The following is a 21,270-nucleotide window of genomic DNA, read 5'->3' on the forward strand; positions in this document are numbered from 1 at the left end:
GTATCTCGTCCGAAAACGCGGCATCATCGACGACGCGCGCCAGTGCCGCGCGCCGAAGTTACAGCGGCCGCACGGGGATGCAGATGTCGCAAGAGAATTCGCCGGTGGCCGGGTCCATCGCCGTGGCGGCGGAAAAGCGCTCGAAGCAGGGGCGCTCATCCCATTGCAGGCCGCTGGCCGGCAGCCATTCGCGCGTCATGCGCGTCCATGCGTCGGCGATGGCGCTGGATGGTCCCTTGAACTGTGCCACCGCATAGCGCCCGCCCGGCAGAGTGGTGATGCTGGCCCGGCCACCTGCCTGGAAGCTATCGGGAACGGCGACGCAGGCGTCGTAGCGGCATTTGCCTGGCGGCGTGATGCTGGGATCGTCATGGCCGATGCCGTAGCAGGTCGCGTCGCCCAGGCCGTGCGACTGCATCCATGGCGCGACGGTGTCGCGCCAGAAGGCGCTGATGGCGGGGCCGTAAGGGCCGATATGGCGCTGGCACGCCACGGTGGCGGGCGGCAGGTCGAGGATGGTAACTTGCATGGGACTCTCTCTATGAAGTGGATTGGAGTGCCCATGGTGCTGGAAGTTCGGCAGCTTTGCCTGATCTGCATTGCGCATGGCCTGATCCGGATTGCTATCTTGCCGGCGCAGGCGCATGGCCGTGAGCATGGCGGCGTTTTTCGCGGCGACGCCGGCGCGCCAGGCTGTCGGCGTGCAGCCGAATTTCAGCTTGAAGGCGCGCGCAAACGCTTCGCCGGAACCGAAACCCGTCGCCAGCGCGATGTCCAGTATCGTTTCGTCGGGGCGCACGGCCAGCCGCAGGGCGGCCGTTTCCAGGCGCCGGCGGCGCGCATAGTCGCCCAGCGTCTCGCCCATCCAGGCGGCGAACACGCGATGAAAGTGGAAACGCGAAAAATGCGCGACGTCGGCCAGCTGCGCCAGATCCAGCGGCGTATCCAGGTGGCGGTCGATATGGTCAAGCACGGCATTCATGCGCCGTGCATATTCGGCGCGGAACTGACCGGATACCGGCTGTTCAGGGGAGGTAGGAGGGGAAGACATGCCGCCGATTATGGCATGAAGTCCACTCCACCCCGCTCTGGCCGTTGCGTTGTCATCCGTCCTGCCTGGCAAGACGGCCCTGTGCTGCGAGCACGGGGGAGTCGTGGGATTGGACCTAGAACTTATAATTGTTGTATAGCAGTGCCGCCAGGACGGCGCCCAGCAGCGGGCCGATGACCGGCACCCAGGCATAGCGCCAATCGCTGTCGCGCTTGCCCGGGATGGGCAGGATGGCGTGCATGATGCGCGGACCGAAGTCACGTGCCGGGCTCATCGCGTAACCCGTGGTGCCGCCGAGCGACACGCCTATGCCCAGTACCAGCAGGGCGACGGGCAAGGCGCTCACGGCGCCCAGTCCGAAGCTTGGCGCCGCCATGTTCAACACGGCAAACACGAGAACGAAGGTGGCGATCATTTCGGCGGCCAGGCTGCCGAAGGTGCCCCGGATCGCCGGGCCGGTGCAAAAGACCGCCAGTTTGGTGTCGCCATCGGGGGTGGCCTCGAAGTGCTTGTAGTAAATCACCCATACCAGAAATGCCCCCATCATGCCACCGAGCATCTGCATGGCGACATAGGCGGGAACCTTTGCCCAAGGGAATTTCCCGACCACCGCCATTGCCACGGTCACCACCGGATTGAGGTGGCCACCGCTGGCGGCAGCGGTACACAGCACGGCGACAAAGACTGCCATTGCCCAGCCGATGGCGATCACGACCAGGCCGCTGTCGTGGCCCTTGGTTTTTTGCAAGATGACGTTGGCGACCACGCCATTGCCCAGCAGGACGAGCAAAGTGGTGCCGATGAATTCGGCGAATAGAGGATTCATGTGAAGCTTCCAGTGAAGTGTGGGGGATGGGCGCCTTGCGGATCAGACCGCATCGGCCCAGGCTTTGCTGGCGTTGACCGCACGCTGCCATCCTTGTATGTGGGTCTTCACTGTGCTTGCGTCGAGCGCTGGCGTGAAACGGCGGTCCAGTTTCCATTGGTCCTGTATGTCGCTGACATCCTTCCAGTAGCCGACTGCCAGGCCGGCCAGATACGCCGCGCCCAGGGCCGTCGTTTCGCTGATTTGCGGGCGCACCACGTCGACGCCGAGCAGGTCCGATTGGAATTGCATCAACAAATCGTTTGCCACCGCGCCGCCGTCGACGCGCAATTCGGTAATCTTGCCGCCCAAGTCGGCTTCCATGGCCTTCAATACATCCAGCGACTGGTAGGCGATGCTGTCGAGCGCGGCGCGCGCGATGTGGGCCGAGGTGGTGCCGCGCGTCACGCCGAACAGCGTGCCGCGGGCGCGCGGATTCCAATGCGGCGCGCCGAGTCCGGCGAAGGCCGGCACCAGGTAGACGCCGTCGCCATGCGGCACCGAGCGCGCCAGCGCCTCGATTTCAGCAGCGCTCTTGATGATGCCGAGCCCGTCGCGCAGCCATTGCACGACCGCGCCGCCGATGAAAATGCTGCCTTCGAGCGCGTAGTTGACTTGTTCGCCGATCTGCCATGCAATCGTGGTGACGAGATTGTTCTTCGATTCAATCGGTTTATCGCCCGTGTTCATCACCAGGAAGCAACCTGTGCCGTATGTGTTCTTGACCATGCCTGGCTTGGTGCACATCTGGCCGAACAGCGCCGCATGCTGGTCGCCGGCGATGCCGGCCAACGGCACGGCGGAGGCGAACAAGGTGGTTTTGGTGGCGCCGTAGACGGCGGAAGACGGATGCACTTCAGGCAGCATGCTGCGCGGGATATCCATCATGGACAGCAACTCGTCGTCCCATTCCAGCGTGTGGATGTTGAACAGCATGGTGCGCGAGGCGTTAGTGACATCGGTGACGTGCAGCCCTTGCTGCGTGAGATTCCAGACCAGCCAGCTGTCGACAGTGCCGAAGGCGAGCCTGCCCTGGTTGGCGCGTTCGCGCGCCCCTGGAACATTGTCGAGTATCCAGCGGATCTTGGTTGCGGAAAAATATGAATCGATCGGTAAACCGGTTTTTTCCCGCACGATGGCTTCGAGGCCGCGGTCTTTCAGCTCATCGCAGAAATCGGCCGTGCGGCGGTCTTGCCAGACGATGGCGTTGTACACCGGCCGACCGGTCTCGCGGTCCCAGACGATGGTGGTTTCACGCTGGTTGGTGATGCCGATGGCGGCGATCGATGCGCCATTCAATCCCGCATGCGTGACGGCTTCGGCTGCGACGCCGGCCTGCGTCGACCAGATATCCTGTGGATCATGCTCGACCCAACCCGGCTGCGGATATATTTGCGGGAATTCCTTTTGTGCTACCGAGACGATGTTGCCGGCCCGATCAAATAACACCGCGCGTGAGCTTGTCGTTCCCTGATCGAGCGCAAGAATATATTGGTCCTTCATCGCCATTTTTTGCATGTCTTCCCTCCGTCTATAGTTGATTTTTTTTGCCGGTCTTTGCCGCGCCGGTCGCTCGGTAAAACTGTCAGCCCGTGTCCATGGCGATGGCCCAGGCAAGGCTACGCCGCGAGGAACGGTGCGCATGGCCGGCCTTCGGCGCGGCGAGCGCCATTCGCCTCGATACCGGCGTGCCTACATCCCTACTGTGTCTCCATCCCAACTCTCAGGCTTATTTTTTTAAGCGCTCATCTCATGCATCGACATCTGTTTGATCCATTCCTCCAGACGCGCCACATGCCGTGGCTGGCAGTACAAGCCGCATTTGCTTCTGCGCCAAAGGATGTCTTCGGCGCTGCGCGCCCATTCCACCGCAAACAGATAACGCGCTTCCTGTTCGTACACGCCGGGCGTCAGTTCCTCGCCCAGCTCCGTCATATTCTTTGCCGTGCCGAGCATGCGCCTGGCGCGGGTGCCGTAACAGCGCGCATAACGTTGCGCCAGCTTGCCCGGCAGCCATGGGTACTGGGCGTGCAGTTGTTGTGCAAAGCGCTCGAAGTCGATGTTCTCAACCAGTGCGCCCGCTTGCTGCAAGTCGCCGCCCGGCAAGGGTGCCGAGGCGGTCCAGTCCGGCGCATCGCGGCCCAGGCGCGGCTGCAGCATGGCCAGCGCTTCTTCCGACAGTTTCCGGTAAGTGGTGATCTTGCCGCCCCAGATATTGAGGAAGGGGGAGGTGTTCGGGTCGCATTCGAGCAGGTAGTCGCGCGTCACCGCCGAGGCGTTTTGCGCGCTGTCGTCGAGCAGCGGACGCACCCCGGAATAGGTCCAGACCACGTCGCTCGGTGCAATCTGTTTGGTGAAGTAACGGTTGGCCACCTCGCACAGGTAGCTCACTTCGCCGTCGCTGATCGTCACCTTGCCGGGCGCGCCGGTGTATTCGAGGTCGGTGGTGCCGATCAGGGTGAACTCGTCCTGATAGGGAATGGCGAAGATGATGCGTTTGTCCTGGTTCTGAAAAATATAGGCGTAAGGGTGGTCGAACAGGCGCGGCACGATGATGTGGCTGCCCTTGACCAGCCGCAGCCCGTGCGTATTGCTCACGCCCGAGGCGGCGTTGGCGAATTGCGCGGTCCAGGGACCGGCGGCATTCACGATGGCGCGCGCAGTCACGTCGATGCGGCCATGCTGCTCGCTGTCCAGCGTGGCGTGCCAGCCCTGGCCTTCCTGGCGTACCGCCGCGCAGCGGGTGCGGGTCAGAATGTTGGCGCCGCGTTCGCTGGCATCGAGCGCATTGAGCACCACCAGTCGCGCATCGTCCACCCAGCCGTCAGAGTACACGAAGCCCTTGCGGAAATCGCCTTTCAGCGGCCCGCCCGCCACGTGCTGGCGCAGCGACACGCCTTTTGAGGCCGGCAGGAAAGTGCGTCGCGCCAGATGGTCATACAGGAACAGGCCGGCACGAATCATCCAGGCTGGCCGTTGCCCGGCATCGTGAGGCATGACGAATCGCAGCGGCCACATGATGTGCGGTGCAGTGCGCAACAGCAATTCGCGTTCCTGCAAGGCCTTGCGCACCAGCTTGAATTCGTAATACTCAAGATAACGCAGCCCGCCGTGTATCAGTTTTGTGCTGGCCGAGGACGTGTGCTGGGCCAGATCGTGCTGCTCGCACAGGATGACGCGCAAACCGCGGCCTGCCGCATCGCGCGCGATACCGACGCCGTTGATGCCGCCGCCGACGATTAAAAGATCACAGTCCTGTTGCGCTAGCTGCTTGATTGTCGATTGCATCATGATCCTGGAAGTGGTGATAGGCCGCTATGGGCTACAAAAAGTGCATGGTTTCAGCTTGTTTTTTTCATTCAGCCACGCAGTCGCTAGCATGCGCCTTCGTGCCACTGCCATTGGCGCATGCAAGTGTTCATGCGACCAGGAAGAAAAATGCGCTGAAGTGAAGAATAATGCGCTTTTTTTTCTGTATTTTACGCATGTTCGAAAATTTAACAACATAAATCTATTCTTTTTTGTTCGTTTGGATTCGTTTCGGCAGCATGACAATATCGGCCATGCGTAGCGGTGCATAGGCCAGTTGCTCGCCACTTGCCTTGGCGCACGGACGTTCGCCGATCATCGATTTCGGCAGGAGTGCCGAATAAGTCGCCATGGCATAGGCATGGCATCAGAGGATGCGGGGTGGGGGAGATAAAGAGGCGCTGGGCTGGACCTGGGGGCTATCCAGTTCAACCATAGTGAGGATGACAGAAGCGTCGCTGGCGCTCTGCGAGAACGCCGACTTCACTTTACGGTATGCAGGAGCCTATCCCGGCAGGGGAGGCATGCATGTGCCGGGACAGGCTTCCAGCCTGATTTCAGTTGGATTTCAGTTGGATTTCAGTTTGACTCAGGCCGCGTTCAACGCCTGTTCCAGGTCTTCGCGCAAGTCGTCGATATGCTCGATGCCCACGGACAGGCGCAGCATGTCTTCGGACACGCCGGCCTTGGCCAGTTCTTCGGGATTGAGCTGGCGGTGCGTGGTCGACGCCGGGTGGGTGGCCAGCGACTTGGCGTCGCCGATGTTGACCAGGCGCGTGAACAGTTGCAGGGCGTCGAGCACGCGTGCGCCAGCCGCGCGCGGGTCCGGGTTGACATTCGCACCGTCTGCCAGCTTCAGGCCGAAGGACAAAATGCCCGAGGCGCGGCCGTTCATGTATTTCTTCACCAGCGCGTGGTCCGGGTGGTCTTCCAGGCCCGCGTAATTGACCCACGCGACTTTCGGATGGTGTTTCAGGTGTTTGGCCAGGGCCAGCGTGTTGTCGCAGATGCGGTCCATGCGCAAGGCCAGGGTCTCGATACCCTGGATCAGCTGGAAGGCGCTCAAGGGCGAAATCGCCGCGCCCATGTTGCGCAGCGGGACGACGCGCGCACGGCCGATGAAGGCGGCGGGGCCAAACGCTTCCGTGTAGACCACGCCGTGATACGACACGTCCGGTTCGTTCAAGCGCTTGAAGCGCTCCTTGTGTTCTGCCCATGGAAATTTGCCGCTGTCGACGATGGCGCCGCCCACGGTGGTGCCGTGGCCGCCCAGGTATTTGGTCAGCGAATGGACGACGATGTCGGCGCCATGCTCGATGGGGCGGAACAGATAGGGGCTGGGCACCGTGTTATCGACGATCAGCGGGATGCCGTGCGCGTGCGCGATCTCGGCCAGCTTCGCTACATCGGTGACATTGCCCAGCGGGTTGCCAATCGATTCGCAGAAGATGGCCTTGGTGCGCGAGTCGATCAGGGCGGCGAAGGTCTCGGGCTGGCGCGCATCGGCAAAGCGCACTTCGATGCCGATCTGCGGCAGGGTGTGGGCAAACAGGTTGTAGGTGCCGCCATACAGCTGGCTGGCGGAGATGAAATTGTCGCCCGCTTCGGCAATGGTTTGGATCGCGTAGGTGATCGCCGCCATGCCCGAGGCCACGGCCAGCGCGGCTACGCCGCCTTCCAGCGCCGCGACCCTCTTTTCCAGCACGTCCTGCGTGGGGTTCATGATGCGCGTGTAGATATTGCCAGCAACCTTGAGGTCGAACAGGTCGGCGCCATGCTGGGCATTGTCGAAGGCGTAGGCCACCGTCTGGTAGATGGGGACGGCGGCGGCCTTGGTGGTCGGGTCGGGGGTGTAGCCAGCGTGCACTGCCAGGGTTTCGATTCTCATGTGGTCTCCGGTGTCGATGGTATGCGGTGGTGAAATCCGCAGCCATTGTGCCATGCGCCACTTGTCAGGCTGTTACGCTTGATAGAATATTTAGTCATAAGCTAAGTAATCCTCGGGAAAATACTGTGAATTTATGACGAACAGAACCGGATGCTGTGCAAGGCGCCTGCAGCGACGCAGTGCGAGCACTGCTAGCTGCGGGCAACACCGCACAGCGCCGGTTATGGAAGTCAGAAAACACAATAATTTATTGGGGGTTACTTAGTGCTATCTTGATATAAGTCATTCAGCTGTGCCAACGCGATGAAACGTTCATGCGTGCCGTGCTGGGCGCAGGCAAACGCGCCGCCGATGGCGCCGCGGCGCATGGCGGCGTCGATGCCCGCGCCATCCAGCCATGCCTGCAAGAAAGCGGCGACAAAGGAGTCGCCCGCGCCATTCGTGTCCACCACGGGCAAGTCCAGTTGCGCGCACGGATAGTGGCGCGCGGATGCGCTGCCCCGTTCCAGCACATACGCGCCGTCCGCGCCGGCCATGGCGACCACGGCTTGCGCGCGACCTTGCTCCACGATGGCGCGCATGACGGACTGCGTGCGTTCGCCCAGTGCGGCCGTGCTGAGGAACACCAGGTCGGCGCGCAGGGCAAAGACTTGGTGGTGCGGGTTGACGCCATCCCAGTCGTGCAAATCGGTCGACACCGTGGTGCCGCATACCAGCGCATCGTCAAACAGCGCCGCCACCCAGCCCATGATGGAAAAGTGCGCGTGGCGCGCGGGGCCAAGGTAGGGCAGGTAAAAGGCGGACGGCATGCGCACGTCTTCCGGGTGGCGGCCATCGTATAGCGACAGCCGGCGCCCTTGCGGGTCGACCAGGTTGACGCTGCGCCGCGTGCCCGAGGGTTCGACGAGGTGTGAAAAGTCGAGTTTTGCATCTTTATAGCGCTGCAGGATGGCCTCGCCTTGCGCATCGTCGCCGATGAAGTCGATGAACTTGCAGCGCAAGCCCAGCGCATAGCAGCCCAACGCCACGCCATTGCCCGTGTGCGCCACGTAATCGCGGATGGGCGGCACGTGCAGCGAATCGGCCACGGGCAGTTGCAGGGAAGGGACGCGCACTATTGTGTCGATGCCGGCGCCGCCGACCACTAAAATGTCATAGGTACTCATGGTGCAGCTTTCTCCAGCAGGACGGTGCCGGCCGCGTTTACCGCGATGGCGCCATCTTTGACGATGTAGGTTTGATTGGTGTAGGCGTCACGTAGCGGAGTGCCGTCGGCGAACACGCCGTGCACCTTCAGTTCGATGGTGCCCAGTGCCTCCGGCACGGCGATGATGGCGTCCTCTTTCGTCACGCGGGCGAACGCATACGGCTGTTCATGGATGAACCTATGTTCGCCGCGCGCCAGGGCAGGGTGGCGCAAGCGGAACTGGCCCAGCTTGCGCGCATGCGCCAGGGTGGCAGAGTCGAGCGAGTTCCAGTTCATATCGGAGCGCGTCGCCTGCTGTTCGTCGCCGATGGGCGCCGCGCCAGGCTGGCGCGCGCTTTCATCGCCATAAAACAGCTGCACGCCACCCGGCGCAAGTAGCAGGGCACTCAAGCCGTGTTTCAGCCGGTCGCGCGGGAACAGGCTGGTGTCGTGCGACGAGATGTACGACAGGATGTCATGGCGGGGCTCATTGCCAATGCGCTTGCCCAGCAAGCCCGCGTACTGGCGGTACACGCCGTCGATGCTTTTCCAGTCGCCGGCCGCGCGGTGTTGAAAATCGAAATTGATCATCGAATCGAAACCGGCGTCATGCCAGCTGCTGCGCTCCGGGCCATGGCCCCACGCTTCGCCCGTCATCCAGAATGGCGCATCGTCGATTTTCTGTTGCGGATGACGTGTTTTCCAGTCGGCCAGGGCATCGGTGGCGGCCGCGCGCAGGGCCAGCCAACTGGCCGCCTCCACGTGCTTGACGGTGTCGGCGCGAAAACCGTCAACGCCGAATTCGCGCACCCAGTCGGCCAGCCAGTGGACCAAGTAAGCGCGCACGGTGGTGTCGGGCAGGGCGACGGCGCGTGTGTCGGCTTTGCGCTGCAGGATGGGCGGCAAGCCCACGGCTTTGCTGCTTTCGGTACGGAAGTCGGGCAGATAGGCCAGCTGCATGGTGAAATCATCCTTGCCGCCGTCGGGGTAGCCGGGCAAGCCGGCGCGCACCCAGTCCGGGCCCCACCACTGCTTGAATTCGAAGTTGTTGTAGTCGATGAAGCTGTGATAGTCGCGCAGCACGGCCTTTTCATGGCCAGGCCACAGCACGGGCACCTTGTATTCGGCCAGGGTGCGCAAGTCCGCGTAGCCGGGATGGTTCAGCACTACGTCGAACAGCACGCGGATGCCTTGCGCGTGGGCCGTGTCTATCATTTCGCGCAATTCTTCGCGCGTGCCCATGTTCGCATCCATGGTGGTGTAGTCGAGCGCCCAGTAGCCGTGGTAGGCGTAGTGCCGGAATTGCTGCTTGCCGCCGACTACCCAGCCGTGTATCTGCTCGTACGGCGCCGTGATCCACAGGGCGTTGACGCCCAGGTCGCGGAAGTAGCCGGCTTTTAGTTGTTGCGTGATGCCGGCGATATCGCCGCCGTGAAAGCTGCCGACATCACCGCCTGCCGGGTCGGCGGCGCGGCCATAACTGTGGTCGTTGCCGGGATTGCCGTTGGCGTAACGGTCCGTGACGGCGAAGTAGACGATGGGGTTTTCAGAGAATGTTGCTGAAACCTTGCTCCCTGCCTGCGCCGAAGCGCTCAAGAGCAGGGCGGCCAGCGTAGTCAGGGCGCGGTGCATGGTCAGCCCTTCACGCCGCCAGCCGTTAAGCCGGAGATCATCCATTTTTGCGCCAGCAGGAATACGGCCGTGATGGGCAGGCCGGACAAAATGGCTGCCGCAGCGAAGTCGCCCCACAGGTATTTTTGCTCGTAGAGGAACAGTTTCGAACCGACGGCCAGGGTCAGGTTGTTCTGTTCATGCAGCAGCACGGAGGCGATCGGGTATTCGATGATGGCGCCGATGAACGACAACAAAAACACCACCATCAGGATGGGCACCGTCATCGGCAGCAGCACGTAGACAAACGCTTGCCATTGCGTGGCGCCGTCGACCTTGGCTGCTTCCTCGATTTCAACGGGGATGGTTTGATAGTAGCCCTTGATGGTCCAGATATGCAGGGCGATGCCGCCCGTGTAGGCCAGCACCAGGCTGCCGTGGTGGTCGATGCCCAGCCACGGCACGTAGCTGCCCAGCACATCGAAGATGGCGTAGATGGCGACCAGGGCCAGCACGGCGGGGAACATCTGCAGCAGCATCAGCGCGGACAGGGTTTGCGACTTGAAGCGGAACTGCATGCGCGCAAACGCATATGCGCAGGTGGTCGACAGCAGCACGGTAACGGTGGCGCTCATGCTGGCCACCTTGATGGAATTCCATAGCCACAGCAGTACGGGGAAATCCGGCTCGACCAGGGCGCCGTTGGGCGCCTGATAAGACATGCCCAGCGCCAATCGCCAGTGCTCGAAGCTGATCTCGGGCGGTATCAAACTGCCCGAGGCGAAGTTGCCGGGCCGCAGGGAGATCGACAAAATCATCAGGAAGGGAAACATCACCAGCGCGATCAGCGCGATCACGGCGACATGGGCCGCCAGGATGCGCCAGCGGTTGGAACGGTCGACAACGATAGCCATGAACTGTCCTTTATGCTTTGTTCATGCGCGTCAGGCGCATGTTGACCAGCGAAATCGCGGCCACGAGGAAGAAGATCAGGGTCGAGATTGCGGCGGCCAGGCCAAAGTTCTGGCCGGAATCCTCGAACGCGATGCGGTAGGTATAGGACACCAGCAAGTCCGTCGTGCCGGCCGGCAGCGTCGTGTCGAGAAAATCGGGACGCCCGCCCGTCAGCAAACTGATCAGTACGAAATTATTGAAGTTGAAACCCAGGCTGGCCACCATCAAGGGCGTGAGCGGCTTGATGATCAACGGCAGGGTGATCTTGAAGAAATTCGTCAGCGGTCCCGCGCCGGCCAGGGCCGAGGCTTCATACAGGTCCGACGGGATCGCCTTGATCAAGCCCATGCACACCACCATCATGTAGGGGTAGCCGAGCCAGGTGTTGACGATCAGGATCATGGCTTTGGCCAGGGTGGTGTCCGAGAACCAGGCGGGCTTGATGCCGAACAGGGCGTCGAGCACCAGGTTGATTTCGCCAAAGTTGTTATTGAACAAGCCCTTGAAGACGAGGATGGAAATGAAACCCGGCACGGCGTATGGCAGGAACAGCAGGGTGCGGTACAGGCCGCGGAAGCGCAGCGCATCCCAGTTCAGCAGCACGGCCAGCACCATGCCCAGGCCCGTCGTGGTAGCCACGCTGATCAGGGCGAAAACGATGGTCCACACGAAAATGCGCAGGAAGGGGCCGCGGAACGCTTCGTCGGAGAAAATCTTCACGAAGTTGGCGAAGCCCACATTCACCTTGAAGCCCGGTTCCAGCTTCGTGCCATCCGGCATTTCATAAAAACCCGTCTTGAAGTTCGGTTTGACCAGCTCGCCCGTGGCGATTTTCTTCAGGGTTTGGTCGGGCAATTGTTTGTAGACATGCGCGACGGGGCCGAATTCGCGCAAGCCCACCATGCGCAGCTCGATCCTGTTCGGCAGGATGAGTGTCAGCAGCTTCAAGTCCTTTTGCAGAGCGATGATGTCCTTGATGGGCAGCGGCGGGGCCAGCACGGGCGCTTGCACGGGGTCCAGCGGCGCCACTTCCACCTTCAGGGGCACGGCGCGCTTGAGGGCCAGCGGCTGCGTCAGCAGCACTTCACCCGTGTCCGGGCTTTCCAGGCGCAAGCGGTATTCCTTGTTGTCGGCATGCACGGTCAGCGCGTAGCCCGTGCTTTCCACGCGCTGCGTCTCGTCGAGCAGGTATTGCGTGGCCCGTTCGTAGGTGAGCAGGTTGCGCGAACTGAAATTGGTAAAGCCGATCGACACCGTGTACACCATCGGCAGCAGCACGAAGACGATGACCGCCGTGATGCCGGGAAACAGATAACGGTAGGCATAGGCGCGCGGCGACGTGAAGACAAACGTCGTCAGGGTCAGCAAGCCGAGGAAAACGGCGGCCAGCATGGTCTGGCCGGAAATGTACAACATGAAGAGCAGATACAGACCCAGCGCCATGCTGATGGTCAATACCGTAGGGCCGATAAACTTGCGCACGATGGGATACCTGTGAAGATGGTGAAAGACCTGGGGGGCATGCGCGCCAGTGGCGCGCATGCCGATCCCGCAGGGGCAAGCCCCTTGAAATGACTTAGTTCGCCGTCGTGATCCGCTTCGCCGCCGCGTCCAGGCCATCCTTGGTCGTCTGGCGGCCTTGTGTGATGTTTTCCAGCGCCGATTGCATCGACGACCAGAAACGGCCCATTTCCGGGTTGTTCGGCATCGGGCGGCCCGCTTGGGCGCTTTCCATCGTGGCCTGGATGTTCGGATTGGCTTTCAATTCCGCGAACAGTACCTTGTTCGCTGGCGTGCCCAGCGGGACGTCGGCGTTGATGGTTTTCAGGCCGTTGAGCTGCAGCATCTGGTTTTCCAGGAATTCCGTCGCCAGGTCCTTGTTCGGGCTGGCTTTAGAAATCATCGCGCCCAGCACGCCCACGAATGGGGTGGCCGTCTTGCCTGCGACGGTAGGGATCGTTGCCACGCCGAAGTTGATCTTCGACTTGCGCGCGTTGTCCCACGACCATGGACCGTTGATCATCATGGCGATCTTGCCCTGGTTGAAGCCGGCTTCCATTTCCGCGTAGCCCGCGCCCTTCGGCATGGCGCCGCTGTTGATTAGGGTCATCAGCGCATTCACGCCCGCTTGCGAACCGGCATTGTTGACGCCTGTCTTGGCCGCATCGTAGCGTCCATCGGACTTGACTTCAAACGGGAAGCCGCCACCCGCACCCAGCAAAGGCCAGGTGAAATAGGTATTCGTGTAATCCCACAGGATGGCTTTTTTACCCTGCGCAGACAATTTCTTGTCCAGCGCGGCAATTTCCTCGAAGGTTTTCGGCGGGTTCGGCACCAGGTCCTTGTTGTAGACAAGGGCGACGGCTTCGATGGAGATCGGGTAGCCCCAGGTCTTGCCGCCCACCGTAAAGGCGTTCCAGGCCAGCGGCAGGATGGCGGCGCGCGCTTCCTTGCTTGGCGTCAATGGTTGCAGCAAGCCGGCGTCGATCCAGGTGCCGATGCGGTCATGCGGCCAGATCCAGATGTCCGGGCCCTTGCCGGCGGCGGCTGCTTGCTGGAATTTGTTCGGTGCATCTTCCGGGTGCTCGACGACGACCTTGATGCCCGTCTTCTTGGTGAATTCTTCGCCGACCTTGGCCAGGCCCTTGTAACCCTTGTCGCCATTGATCCAGATCAAGAGGGTGCCTGCTTCGGCCGCGTTCGCCATGCTGACGGCGGCCAGGTTGCCGATGCCGGCCAGAGCGGCGGCGATCAGGGTGGTTTTGATGAAGCTGCGTTTCGGGTGCGTGAAGGACATGTCAATCTCCAGTGTCTTTTTTTATGCTAAGTTTATGTTGAGTATCAAGGCTGAAACGATACAACCAGGCCAGGCGGCGCCTGTAGCGCCTGGCCCCTTAAAGCCGGGTGTCAGGTACGGGTCTGGCCATGCTCGTCGAACACGTGGACGCGGGCGGGCGCCACTTGCAGCGCCACGCTCTGGCCAATGGCCCAGTCTGTGTCTGCATCGGCGCGCACCACCAGCGGCTCATCGCCGCCCGGTACTTGCACATACAGATAGCTGATGTCGCCCAGCTTTTCCACCGCTTGCACGGTGGCCGTGATGGCGGCTGCGGCGCCGGGCACGCAAGCTTGCACGTGTTCGGGACGCGCGCCGATGGTGACGGACGTGCCGCTGGCCAGCGGCTGCTGGAGTGCGGCCTGCAACATGCCGCCCGCCTTGGTGGCGATGGTGGCCACGCCGTCGGCGTAGCTATGGACCTTGCCTTTGAGGAAGTTCATGCGGGGCGAACCGAGGAAACCGGCCACGAACAGATTGGCGGGGTGGTGGTACAGCTCCAGTGGTGCGCCCACCTGTTCGATGCGGCCCGCGTTGAGCACGACGATGCGGTCGGCCAGGGTCATCGCTTCGACCTGGTCATGCGTGACGTAAATCATGGTCGAGCGCAATTCGCGGTGCAAATTCGCCAGTTCGATGCGCATCTGCACGCGCAGCGATGCGTCCAGGTTGGACAGCGGTTCGTCGAACAGGAAGACGTCGGGCTTGCGCACGATGGCGCGGCCGATGGCCACGCGCTGGCGCTGTCCGCCCGACAAGTCTTTTGGTTTGCGTTCGAGCAAAGGTTCGATGCGCAGGATTTGCGCGGCGCGCTGCACGGCGTCGGCAATCTGTACGCGGCTCTGTCCGGCCAGTTTCAGGCCAAACGCCATGTTTTGCGCCACGCTCATGTGCGGGTACAGGGCGTAGCTCTGGAACACCATGGCGATGCCGCGCTTGGCAGGCGGCACATCGTTCATGCGCGTCTTGCCGATGAACAAATCGCCGCCGCTGATTTCTTCCAGGCCGCAGATGCTGCGCAGCAAGGTGGATTTGCCGCAACCCGACGGGCCCACGAAGACCATGAATTCGCCATCGGCGATCTCCAGGTCAATGCCGTGCAGGGTTTGCACGTCGCCATATGCCTTCTTCAGGCCTGTTAACTTCAGTCCAGCCATGTCTGTCGTCCTCAATCTGTCAATTTGGCCCCGCTGATACGCGGGGCTCGTTATTGTAATTGGCGGCATGGCCGCCAAAGCCTGCGATTTACGCCAGGGTGCCGAACCAGCCGCCATGCGGGGGCAAGCTGACCTGTTGGCCATCTTTGCTACCCGGCAAGCCGTGACCGGCCAGGTCGTCCGCTGGCGCCGCATCCGGCCAAGCGAACGTGACCGATTCCGTGCCCAGGTTGAAGGCGGCCAGCACGGATGCTTGGCCGGGCAAGTCGCGGCGCAGGGCCAACACAGGTTCGGGCGCATCGAAGAAAACGATGTCGCCGCGCAGCAACTGCGGCAGGGTGCGGCGCCAGGCGAGAATATTTTGCGCAAACTGCAGCGGCGAAGCGGCATCGCGCTCTTCGACGTCAACCGCGCGCGCCAGATGTTCCGGAGGCACGGGCAACCAAGGCGTGGCATTGCTGAAGCCTCCATACGGCGCTTCGGCCACCCACGGCATCGGCGTACGGCAGCCGTCGCGGCCCTTGAACTGGGGCCAGAACGGGATGCCGTATGGGTCTTGCAGTGCCTCGAAAGGAATGTCCGCTTCCGTCAGGGCCAGCTCGTCGCCCTGGTACAGGCACGGCGTGCCTTTCAACGCCGCCTGCACGGCCAGCACGACCTTGGCCAGGGATGGCGACGGGTTTTCGCCGCCCCAGCGCGTCATGACGCGCACGCTGTCGTGGTTGCCCACGGACCAGGAAGCCCAGCCGTCGGCCACCTGGGCCTCGAATTCTTCCACTTGCGTGCGGATGTGCTCGGCCGAAAACTCCGCCGTCAGCAAGTTGAAACTGTAAGCCATGTGCAGCTTGTCGGCGCCTGTGTAGGCAGCCATGGTGGCCAACGCATTGTCGTCGCCCACTTCGCCGATGGAAATGGCTTGATATTCGTCAAGCACGGCGCGCACGCGTTGCAGGTAGGCGATGTTTTCCGGCTGCGTCTTGTCGTACACGTGCGCTTGCATGCCGTACGGGTTGATGGCCGACACGCTGCTCGCGTCGCGTTGCGCGGCTGGCGGATTGTCGCGCAGCAGCTGGTCGTGATACGGGAAGTTGCAGGAATCGAAGCGGAAGCCGTCGACGCCGCGCTCCAGCCAGAAACGCAGGTTGTCCAACTGGGCTTGCTGCACGGCCGGGTTGTGGAAGTTCAGGTCGGGCTGGCTGGCGAGGAAATCGTGAAGATAGTACTGACCGCGGCGCGGCTCCCATTGCCATGCGGAACCGCCGAACACGGACAGCCAGTTATTCGGCGCCGTGCCGTCCGGTTTCTGGTCAGCCCACACATACCAGTCGGCCTTGGCATTGTCGCGGCTGGAGCGGCTTTCCACGAACCAAGGGTGGTTGTCGGACGAGTGCGATAGCACCTGATCGATCATCACTTTCAAGCCCAGTTCATGGGCGCGCGCCACCAGGCGGTCGAAATCGGCCAAAGTACCAAACATGGGGTCGACATCGCAGAAGTCGGCTACGTCGTAGCCGAAGTCTTTCATCGGCGACGTGAAGAAGGGCGAAATCCAGACGATGTCGGCGCCCAGGGCGGCGATGTATGCAAGTTTCGATGTGATGCCGGGCAAGTCGCCGATGCCGTCGCCATTGCTGTCGAGGAAGCTGCGTGGATAGACCTGGTAGATGACGGCGCTGCGCCACCAGTCGGCGGGCAGGTGGGCGAGATTGTTCTGGATGGTCGGCATGAATGATTTCTTAAAAGTTGCCTGTAGCCTTGGCTATCAGGGCAGCGCTGCTGGTTGGTAGGCGAACGTCTTATTTTAAAATTCAAAGCGCTTTGGGTATGAAATGAGTATAGTTCAAAGCGCTTTGAAAAGTAAAGCGATACACGCACCAGACATACGATTTTTTTATGAGGGTAATTCAGGACAACGCGGCGGCACCGCTGGCCAACTGGCCGGCGGTGCCGGGAATACGGGATTGGCTAGTTTGGCACGGGGCCGGCCGACTCGCCCGGCAGCAGTTCGCACGGCCACAGTTCCTGCAAATCGGTGACGGGCGTGCCATCCATCAGGGCCAGCAGCATGTGGATCATCTTCGCGCCGGCGCCGCGCGGGTCGGGCTGAACGACGGTGGTGACGTTGTGGCCGGCCAGGGAGTCTTCCATTACGCCCCAGACGATCAGCGACATTTCGCTGCCGATGGCGATGCCCGCGTCGAGCAGGGCGCGCACGGCGCCCACGCCCGACATGTGATTGTCGACGATGACGGCGGTGGGACGGGGCGAGCGGGCCAGCAGGCGCTGCATCGCCTGGTAGCCGGCGCGGCGGTCGTGCGCATTGTCGACCAGGTTGTCCGGGTCGATGGCCAGGCCGCCGGCCTGCATGGCGTGCTGGAAACTCTCGACGCGCTGGCGCACGAAGTTCAGGTCCGGCGTGGCGCTGATCAGGCCGATGCGCTGGTGGCCCAGCTGCGCCAGGCGCTCGACGGCCAGACGCATGCCCGCCTCGTTGTCGTAGTCAAACCAGGCATGCGGCTGGTTCAGCTGCGTGCGGCCATGCGCGACAAAGGGCATGCCCTGCTGCGCCAGGTAGGCGATGCGCTCGTCGAACGGCTTGGTGCGTCCGACCACCAGCCCGTCGATGCGGCGTCCTTTGACCATGCGTTCATAAGTGTGGAATTCGTTGCCTGCCGAAGCGGGCGCGATCATCATGTCCATCTGCTGCGCTTCCAGCGCTTCCGACATGCCGCCCACAATTTCGATGAACATGGGGTCGGCCAGGTCGTTCGGCATCAGCGGATAGATGATGCCGACGATATTCGTGCGCCCCACGGCCAGGCTGCGCGCCATGGGATTGGGGCGGTAGCCAGCCGCCTGCGCGGCGGCCAGCACCCGTTCGCGCGTGCGTTCACTCACTTCCGGATAGCCATTCAAGGCGCGGCTGACGGTGGTTTCGGATATTCCTAGCGTTTTGGCGAGATTTTTGAGGTTCATGAATGCTGCAGTCGGGGTCTATCCTGGGTGGGTCTTGCCGCTACCGGCATCCTGCCGGTGGGCGGGAGCGGTGCAGTGCAATGCGATTAGGGGTAGTTTATCTGATAAATGCCGGAATGATCAGGGTCATGGCGACCGGCGGCAGCGCCCAAAAAAATACGCGGGCAAACCCAGGGGCGCCCGCGCTAAAAGAGGATACTGCTGAATCACTACATTGAAGCTGCCGGCCATCGCGTGCAGCGGCGAAATGGTGGGTCCGGATACTGCCTGCCCCTGGATGAGCGGGCGGTGTTGCTGCCTGTGGCAAGCGTCCATGGACGCTTGCCAAAGTTCTAGCGGCCTGCGATTACCACCAGCTTTCCACTTGGAAGCCGACGGAGCTGCCATTGGTCTTGCCACCGAACACGCCCGTCGACGACAGCGCCGATTCCGCAGCGGCGGCCGACTGGGCTGCCTTGTTCCATTTGGCGTAGGTGTAGAAGGCGCGCAGCACGGGGCGCGACCAGAAGCTGTTGCCGGCCGACAGTTGCGGGGCAAAGGTCAGCTTGGTCAGGTTGCGGCTTTCGCCGCCTTCCGGCTTGACGATGTCATGACCCAGTTCCACGGCCAGGCTGTAGTTGTCCGTGAAGTGGTAGACGGGACGCGCGCCGATCGACGTCCACTTGCTGCTCACGCCTGCCGATTCCTTGTCTTCGTAGACGAAGGTACCCATGCCCGACCAGGCGCCTTTGGGCTGGATCATGATTTGTTCTGTCAGACGCACGACCTTGTCATCCTTGTTGGCGCCCAGGCTGAAGCCGCCCGTGTTGGCGGCGCTGCCTTTGCCGTACTGTAAGGCCACCTTGTTGAAGCCGCCCAGCAGATTGCCTTGCGTATGCATGATGGTCAGCAAGTGGCCGCTGGCGATGGGGGCCGCGCCTTGCGCATTGCGTTTCTGGTTGAATTGCAGGCCCAGCGTCAGTTCACCATCCGGGTTGACCTTGATGCCGGAGAAGCGCAAGTCGTGGGACAGGCCCATGCGCTTGCTGTCGCCGTCATCGGCCGTGCGCACGATGGCGTAGGCCAGCTTGGCGGCGCCCAGGTCGATGTTTTCCAGGCCGGCGCCAGGGCCGCTGTTATTCCAGAAGTAGTAATCGGTGATATGCACGTCCTGGCGGTCGTAGTAGCGCTTGCCGACCCAGGCGCGCGCTTCGGCGAAGGCGCCCGTGCCGATCTTGTCGGCTACCACGTTCATTTCGCGCCACGACGGGTCCGATTGCTCCCAGTCCTGGTTCTGGTTGACGGAGAACGCCACCAGGGTATTGATGCGGAAGGTGGTGCCGTTGGCTGCCTTGAAGGCTTCGCCGCCGAATTTCAGCTCGCCGTAGGTTTCGCACTCATTGCCCAGACGATACTTGGACGAGGCACCGGCCAAGCCGAAACACGCTTCCTTGCCGCCTTCGCTGCTGGTGCCAAAGCCCGAGCGGATGTAGCCGCCGAAGTCGATCGGCAGGGCAGCCTGGGCCGACGCGCTCAAGGCCATCAGCACTGCCGCTGGCAATGTTTTCAAGAAAAATTTGTTCATTGTGTCTCCAGTGTTTTTATAGGTGTGGGATCGGCGCGCATCAACTTCGCACAACCAAAGCGCTTTAATTCTATTTCAAAGCGCTTTGAGTATAGTTCAAAGCGCTTTGATCAGTAAACTAGTTTTGTTCCTGGAAATTTCTTAGGTGTTGCGGAGAAACATCAGAGAGGGCGGCGGCGCGTGGCCGCCGCCGTGTACGGCAGACGGGAATGGCGGTTGTGAATTATTGCTGTGCCTTGCAGGCGGGCAGGGCGGCCGTGTCCGTTGCGGCACCGGCCGGATGACGCAAAAAGGCCAGGATCAGCAGGGCCGAGGCCGTCGTAATGCTGGCCAGCACATACAGCAAGTGGCGGAAGGCCGTGCCATACGCTTGCGCCAGGTCGGCCGCGCCCACTTGGGGCAGCAAGGTACTCGCATGGCGTAGCTCGCCCAGCGCCAGGAAGGGGCCGGCGTGCGCCGCCTGTTGCGCGCCGATGCCGGCAATGCCGGCGGCGCCCAGCGCTGCCACGGTGAATGTGCCCAGCAGCGCGCTGACGATGGCCAGCGCCAGGCCTTCGCCCGCCACGCGCGTCGTATTGAAGATGCCGGCCGCCATGCCGGCACGCTCGACAGGCACGACGCTGATGGCGAGGCCATCCATCAAACCCCAGGGCAGGCTGATGCCGCAGCCGATCAGCAGCAGCGGTCCCAGCAAGCTAGCGGGCGCCTGGCCCGGCGCGCAGGTGGAGAGCCACAGCAAGCCGCCCACCGCCAGCAGCAGGCCGCTGGCGCAAATGTGCGCGGGGGCAATGCGCTGCGCCGCCATGCCGGCCAGGATCGGCAGCACCAACATGGGCGCTGACAGGGCGATCATCATGCGTCCCGCCTCCAGCGCGCTGTAGCCTTCGATGCCGATGAAGCGGGCCGGCAGCAACACCAGCAGCACGACAAAGGAAAACGCGGGCGCGGCCGCCAGCAGTTGTACGCCGGCAAAGGCTGGGAGGCGGAACAGGGTCAAGTCCAGCATGGGTCGCGCGGCGCGCCGCTCCACGCGGATGAACGCGGCCAGCAGCAAGGCCGCGCCACCCAGCAGGCCCAGGCTGGCGGCGCTGCCCCAGCCGCTGTCGGGCGCCTGCAGCAAGCCATAGGTAAACAGGGAGAGGGCGCCAGTAAACGTCAGGGCGCCAGACCAGTCTACCCCTTGCGCCTGCGGGTCGCGCGATTCGCGCATGGCGCGCGCGGCGGCCAGCAGGGCGGCCAGACCGGCCGCGGCCGTGGCGACAAAAATAGCGCGCCAGCCCGTATGCGTGATCAATGTGCCTGCCAGGAAGGGGCCGAAAGCCAGCCCTACGCCGAAAGCCGTGCCGATCAGGCTGAAGGCGCGCGCGCGGGCCGGGCCGTCGAATTCCTGCGCCAGGGCCGCCAGTCCGCTCGACAGGGCCATGGCGCAACCCAGGCCCTGGACGGCGCGCAGCACATCGAGCCACAGGATGGCGGGTGCGGCCGACAGTGCCAGTGCGGCGGCGGAAAACACACCCATGCCCAGCAAGAACACGCGCTTGCGGCCGTAGCGGTCGGCCAGCGCGCCGGCCGCCATCAGGCAAGCGCCAAAGCTGAGCATGAAGGCATTCGTGATCCACGCCAGCGCCAGCGGCGTGCCGTGCAGGTCGGCGGCAATGGCGGGGATGGCGATGGCGGGGCCCGTAAAACTGAGCGGCATGCACAGCGCGGCCAGGCAGACGGCGGCCAGCACGAAGGCGCGCCGTGCCGGGGAGGCAGGCTTCATACGATGATTCGTATCCATGGGAATGATTCCAGAAAGAGGGAGTCTGATGATAATATGGACGTAATCCATGATAAAGTGGCTGAAAAGCCACTCATAACGGACAAATAT

General features: G+C 62.5%; 16 protein-coding genes. All 16 read right to left on the reverse strand.

Annotation, left to right across the window (positions count from 1 at the left end; translation table 11 throughout):
- Positions 1–58 precede the first annotated feature (58 nt).
- The 16 genes from ACP7DE_RS26530 to ACP7DE_RS26605 all read right to left on the reverse strand — a co-directional run bounded on the left by ACP7DE_RS26530 (position 59) and on the right by ACP7DE_RS26605 (position 21,162).
- Positions 59–1,051: an AraC family transcriptional regulator gene (locus ACP7DE_RS26530; protein WP_426074904.1), complete on the reverse strand. Its 993-nt coding sequence runs from the start codon at positions 1,049–1,051 to the stop codon at positions 59–61.
- Positions 1,052–1,166: 115 nt separating this feature from the next.
- The gene (locus ACP7DE_RS26535) at positions 1,167–1,877 is read right to left on the reverse strand and encodes an MIP/aquaporin family protein (protein WP_426074905.1); all 711 of its coding nucleotides are present in this window, start codon (positions 1,875–1,877) and stop codon (positions 1,167–1,169) included.
- A 42-nt stretch (positions 1,878–1,919) separates the two neighbouring features.
- The gene (gene glpK / locus ACP7DE_RS26540; RefSeq protein WP_426074936.1) at positions 1,920–3,419 is read right to left on the reverse strand and encodes a glycerol kinase GlpK; all 1,500 of its coding nucleotides are present in this window, start codon (positions 3,417–3,419) and stop codon (positions 1,920–1,922) included.
- A 234-nt stretch (positions 3,420–3,653) separates the two neighbouring features.
- Complete coding sequence (gene glpD / locus ACP7DE_RS26545; protein WP_426074906.1) at positions 3,654–5,207, reverse strand: glycerol-3-phosphate dehydrogenase; 1,554 nt, start codon at positions 5,205–5,207, stop codon at positions 3,654–3,656.
- A 220-nt stretch (positions 5,208–5,427) separates the two neighbouring features.
- Positions 5,428–5,577 (reverse strand): hypothetical protein, encoded by a 150-nt coding sequence (locus ACP7DE_RS26550; protein WP_426074907.1) that lies wholly within the window; start codon positions 5,575–5,577, stop codon positions 5,428–5,430.
- Between the two features lie 237 nt (positions 5,578–5,814).
- On the reverse strand, positions 5,815–7,113 hold the full coding sequence (locus ACP7DE_RS26555; protein WP_426074908.1) for an O-acetylhomoserine aminocarboxypropyltransferase/cysteine synthase family protein: 1,299 nt from the start codon (positions 7,111–7,113) through the stop codon (positions 5,815–5,817).
- A gap of 257 nt (positions 7,114–7,370) precedes the next feature.
- On the reverse strand, positions 7,371–8,279 hold the full coding sequence (locus ACP7DE_RS26560; protein ID WP_426074909.1) for a carbohydrate kinase family protein: 909 nt from the start codon (positions 8,277–8,279) through the stop codon (positions 7,371–7,373).
- Entirely contained in the window at positions 8,276–9,976 is a 1,701-nt protein-coding gene (locus tag ACP7DE_RS26565) for an alpha-amylase family glycosyl hydrolase (RefSeq protein WP_426074911.1), read from the reverse strand. The genes ACP7DE_RS26560 and ACP7DE_RS26565 overlap by 4 nt, the downstream gene beginning before the upstream one ends.
- Positions 9,934–10,824 (reverse strand): maltose ABC transporter permease MalG, encoded by an 891-nt coding sequence (malG, locus tag ACP7DE_RS26570; protein ID WP_070218276.1) that lies wholly within the window; start codon positions 10,822–10,824, stop codon positions 9,934–9,936. Before malG ends, ACP7DE_RS26565 begins: the two co-directional genes overlap by 43 nt.
- A gap of 10 nt (positions 10,825–10,834) precedes the next feature.
- A complete protein-coding gene (gene malF, locus ACP7DE_RS26575) occupies positions 10,835–12,346 on the reverse strand; it encodes a maltose ABC transporter permease MalF (RefSeq protein WP_426074912.1) in 1,512 nt (503 codons plus the stop codon).
- 94 nt (positions 12,347–12,440) lie between these two features.
- The gene (gene malE / locus ACP7DE_RS26580) at positions 12,441–13,661 is read right to left on the reverse strand and encodes a maltose/maltodextrin ABC transporter substrate-binding protein MalE (RefSeq protein WP_426074913.1); all 1,221 of its coding nucleotides are present in this window, start codon (positions 13,659–13,661) and stop codon (positions 12,441–12,443) included.
- A gap of 110 nt (positions 13,662–13,771) precedes the next feature.
- The gene (locus ACP7DE_RS26585; RefSeq protein WP_426074914.1) at positions 13,772–14,857 is read right to left on the reverse strand and encodes an ABC transporter ATP-binding protein; all 1,086 of its coding nucleotides are present in this window, start codon (positions 14,855–14,857) and stop codon (positions 13,772–13,774) included.
- 88 nt (positions 14,858–14,945) lie between these two features.
- A complete protein-coding gene (locus ACP7DE_RS26590) occupies positions 14,946–16,583 on the reverse strand; it encodes an alpha-amylase family glycosyl hydrolase (RefSeq protein WP_426074915.1) in 1,638 nt (545 codons plus the stop codon).
- A 239-nt stretch (positions 16,584–16,822) separates the two neighbouring features.
- Positions 16,823–17,833, reverse strand: coding sequence for a substrate-binding domain-containing protein (locus tag ACP7DE_RS26595; protein WP_426074916.1), 1,011 nt, complete (start codon positions 17,831–17,833; stop codon positions 16,823–16,825).
- Positions 17,834–18,179: 346 nt separating this feature from the next.
- Entirely contained in the window at positions 18,180–19,397 is a 1,218-nt protein-coding gene (locus tag ACP7DE_RS26600; protein WP_426074917.1) for a maltoporin, read from the reverse strand.
- A gap of 223 nt (positions 19,398–19,620) precedes the next feature.
- Complete coding sequence (locus ACP7DE_RS26605; RefSeq protein WP_426074918.1) at positions 19,621–21,162, reverse strand: MFS transporter; 1,542 nt, start codon at positions 21,160–21,162, stop codon at positions 19,621–19,623.
- Between the last annotated feature and the right edge of the window lie 108 nt (positions 21,163–21,270).

The sequence above is a fragment of the Janthinobacterium sp. DSP2-3-3 genome (assembly GCF_049897325.1).
Classification (GTDB): Bacteria; Pseudomonadota; Gammaproteobacteria; order Burkholderiales; family Burkholderiaceae_D; genus Janthinobacterium.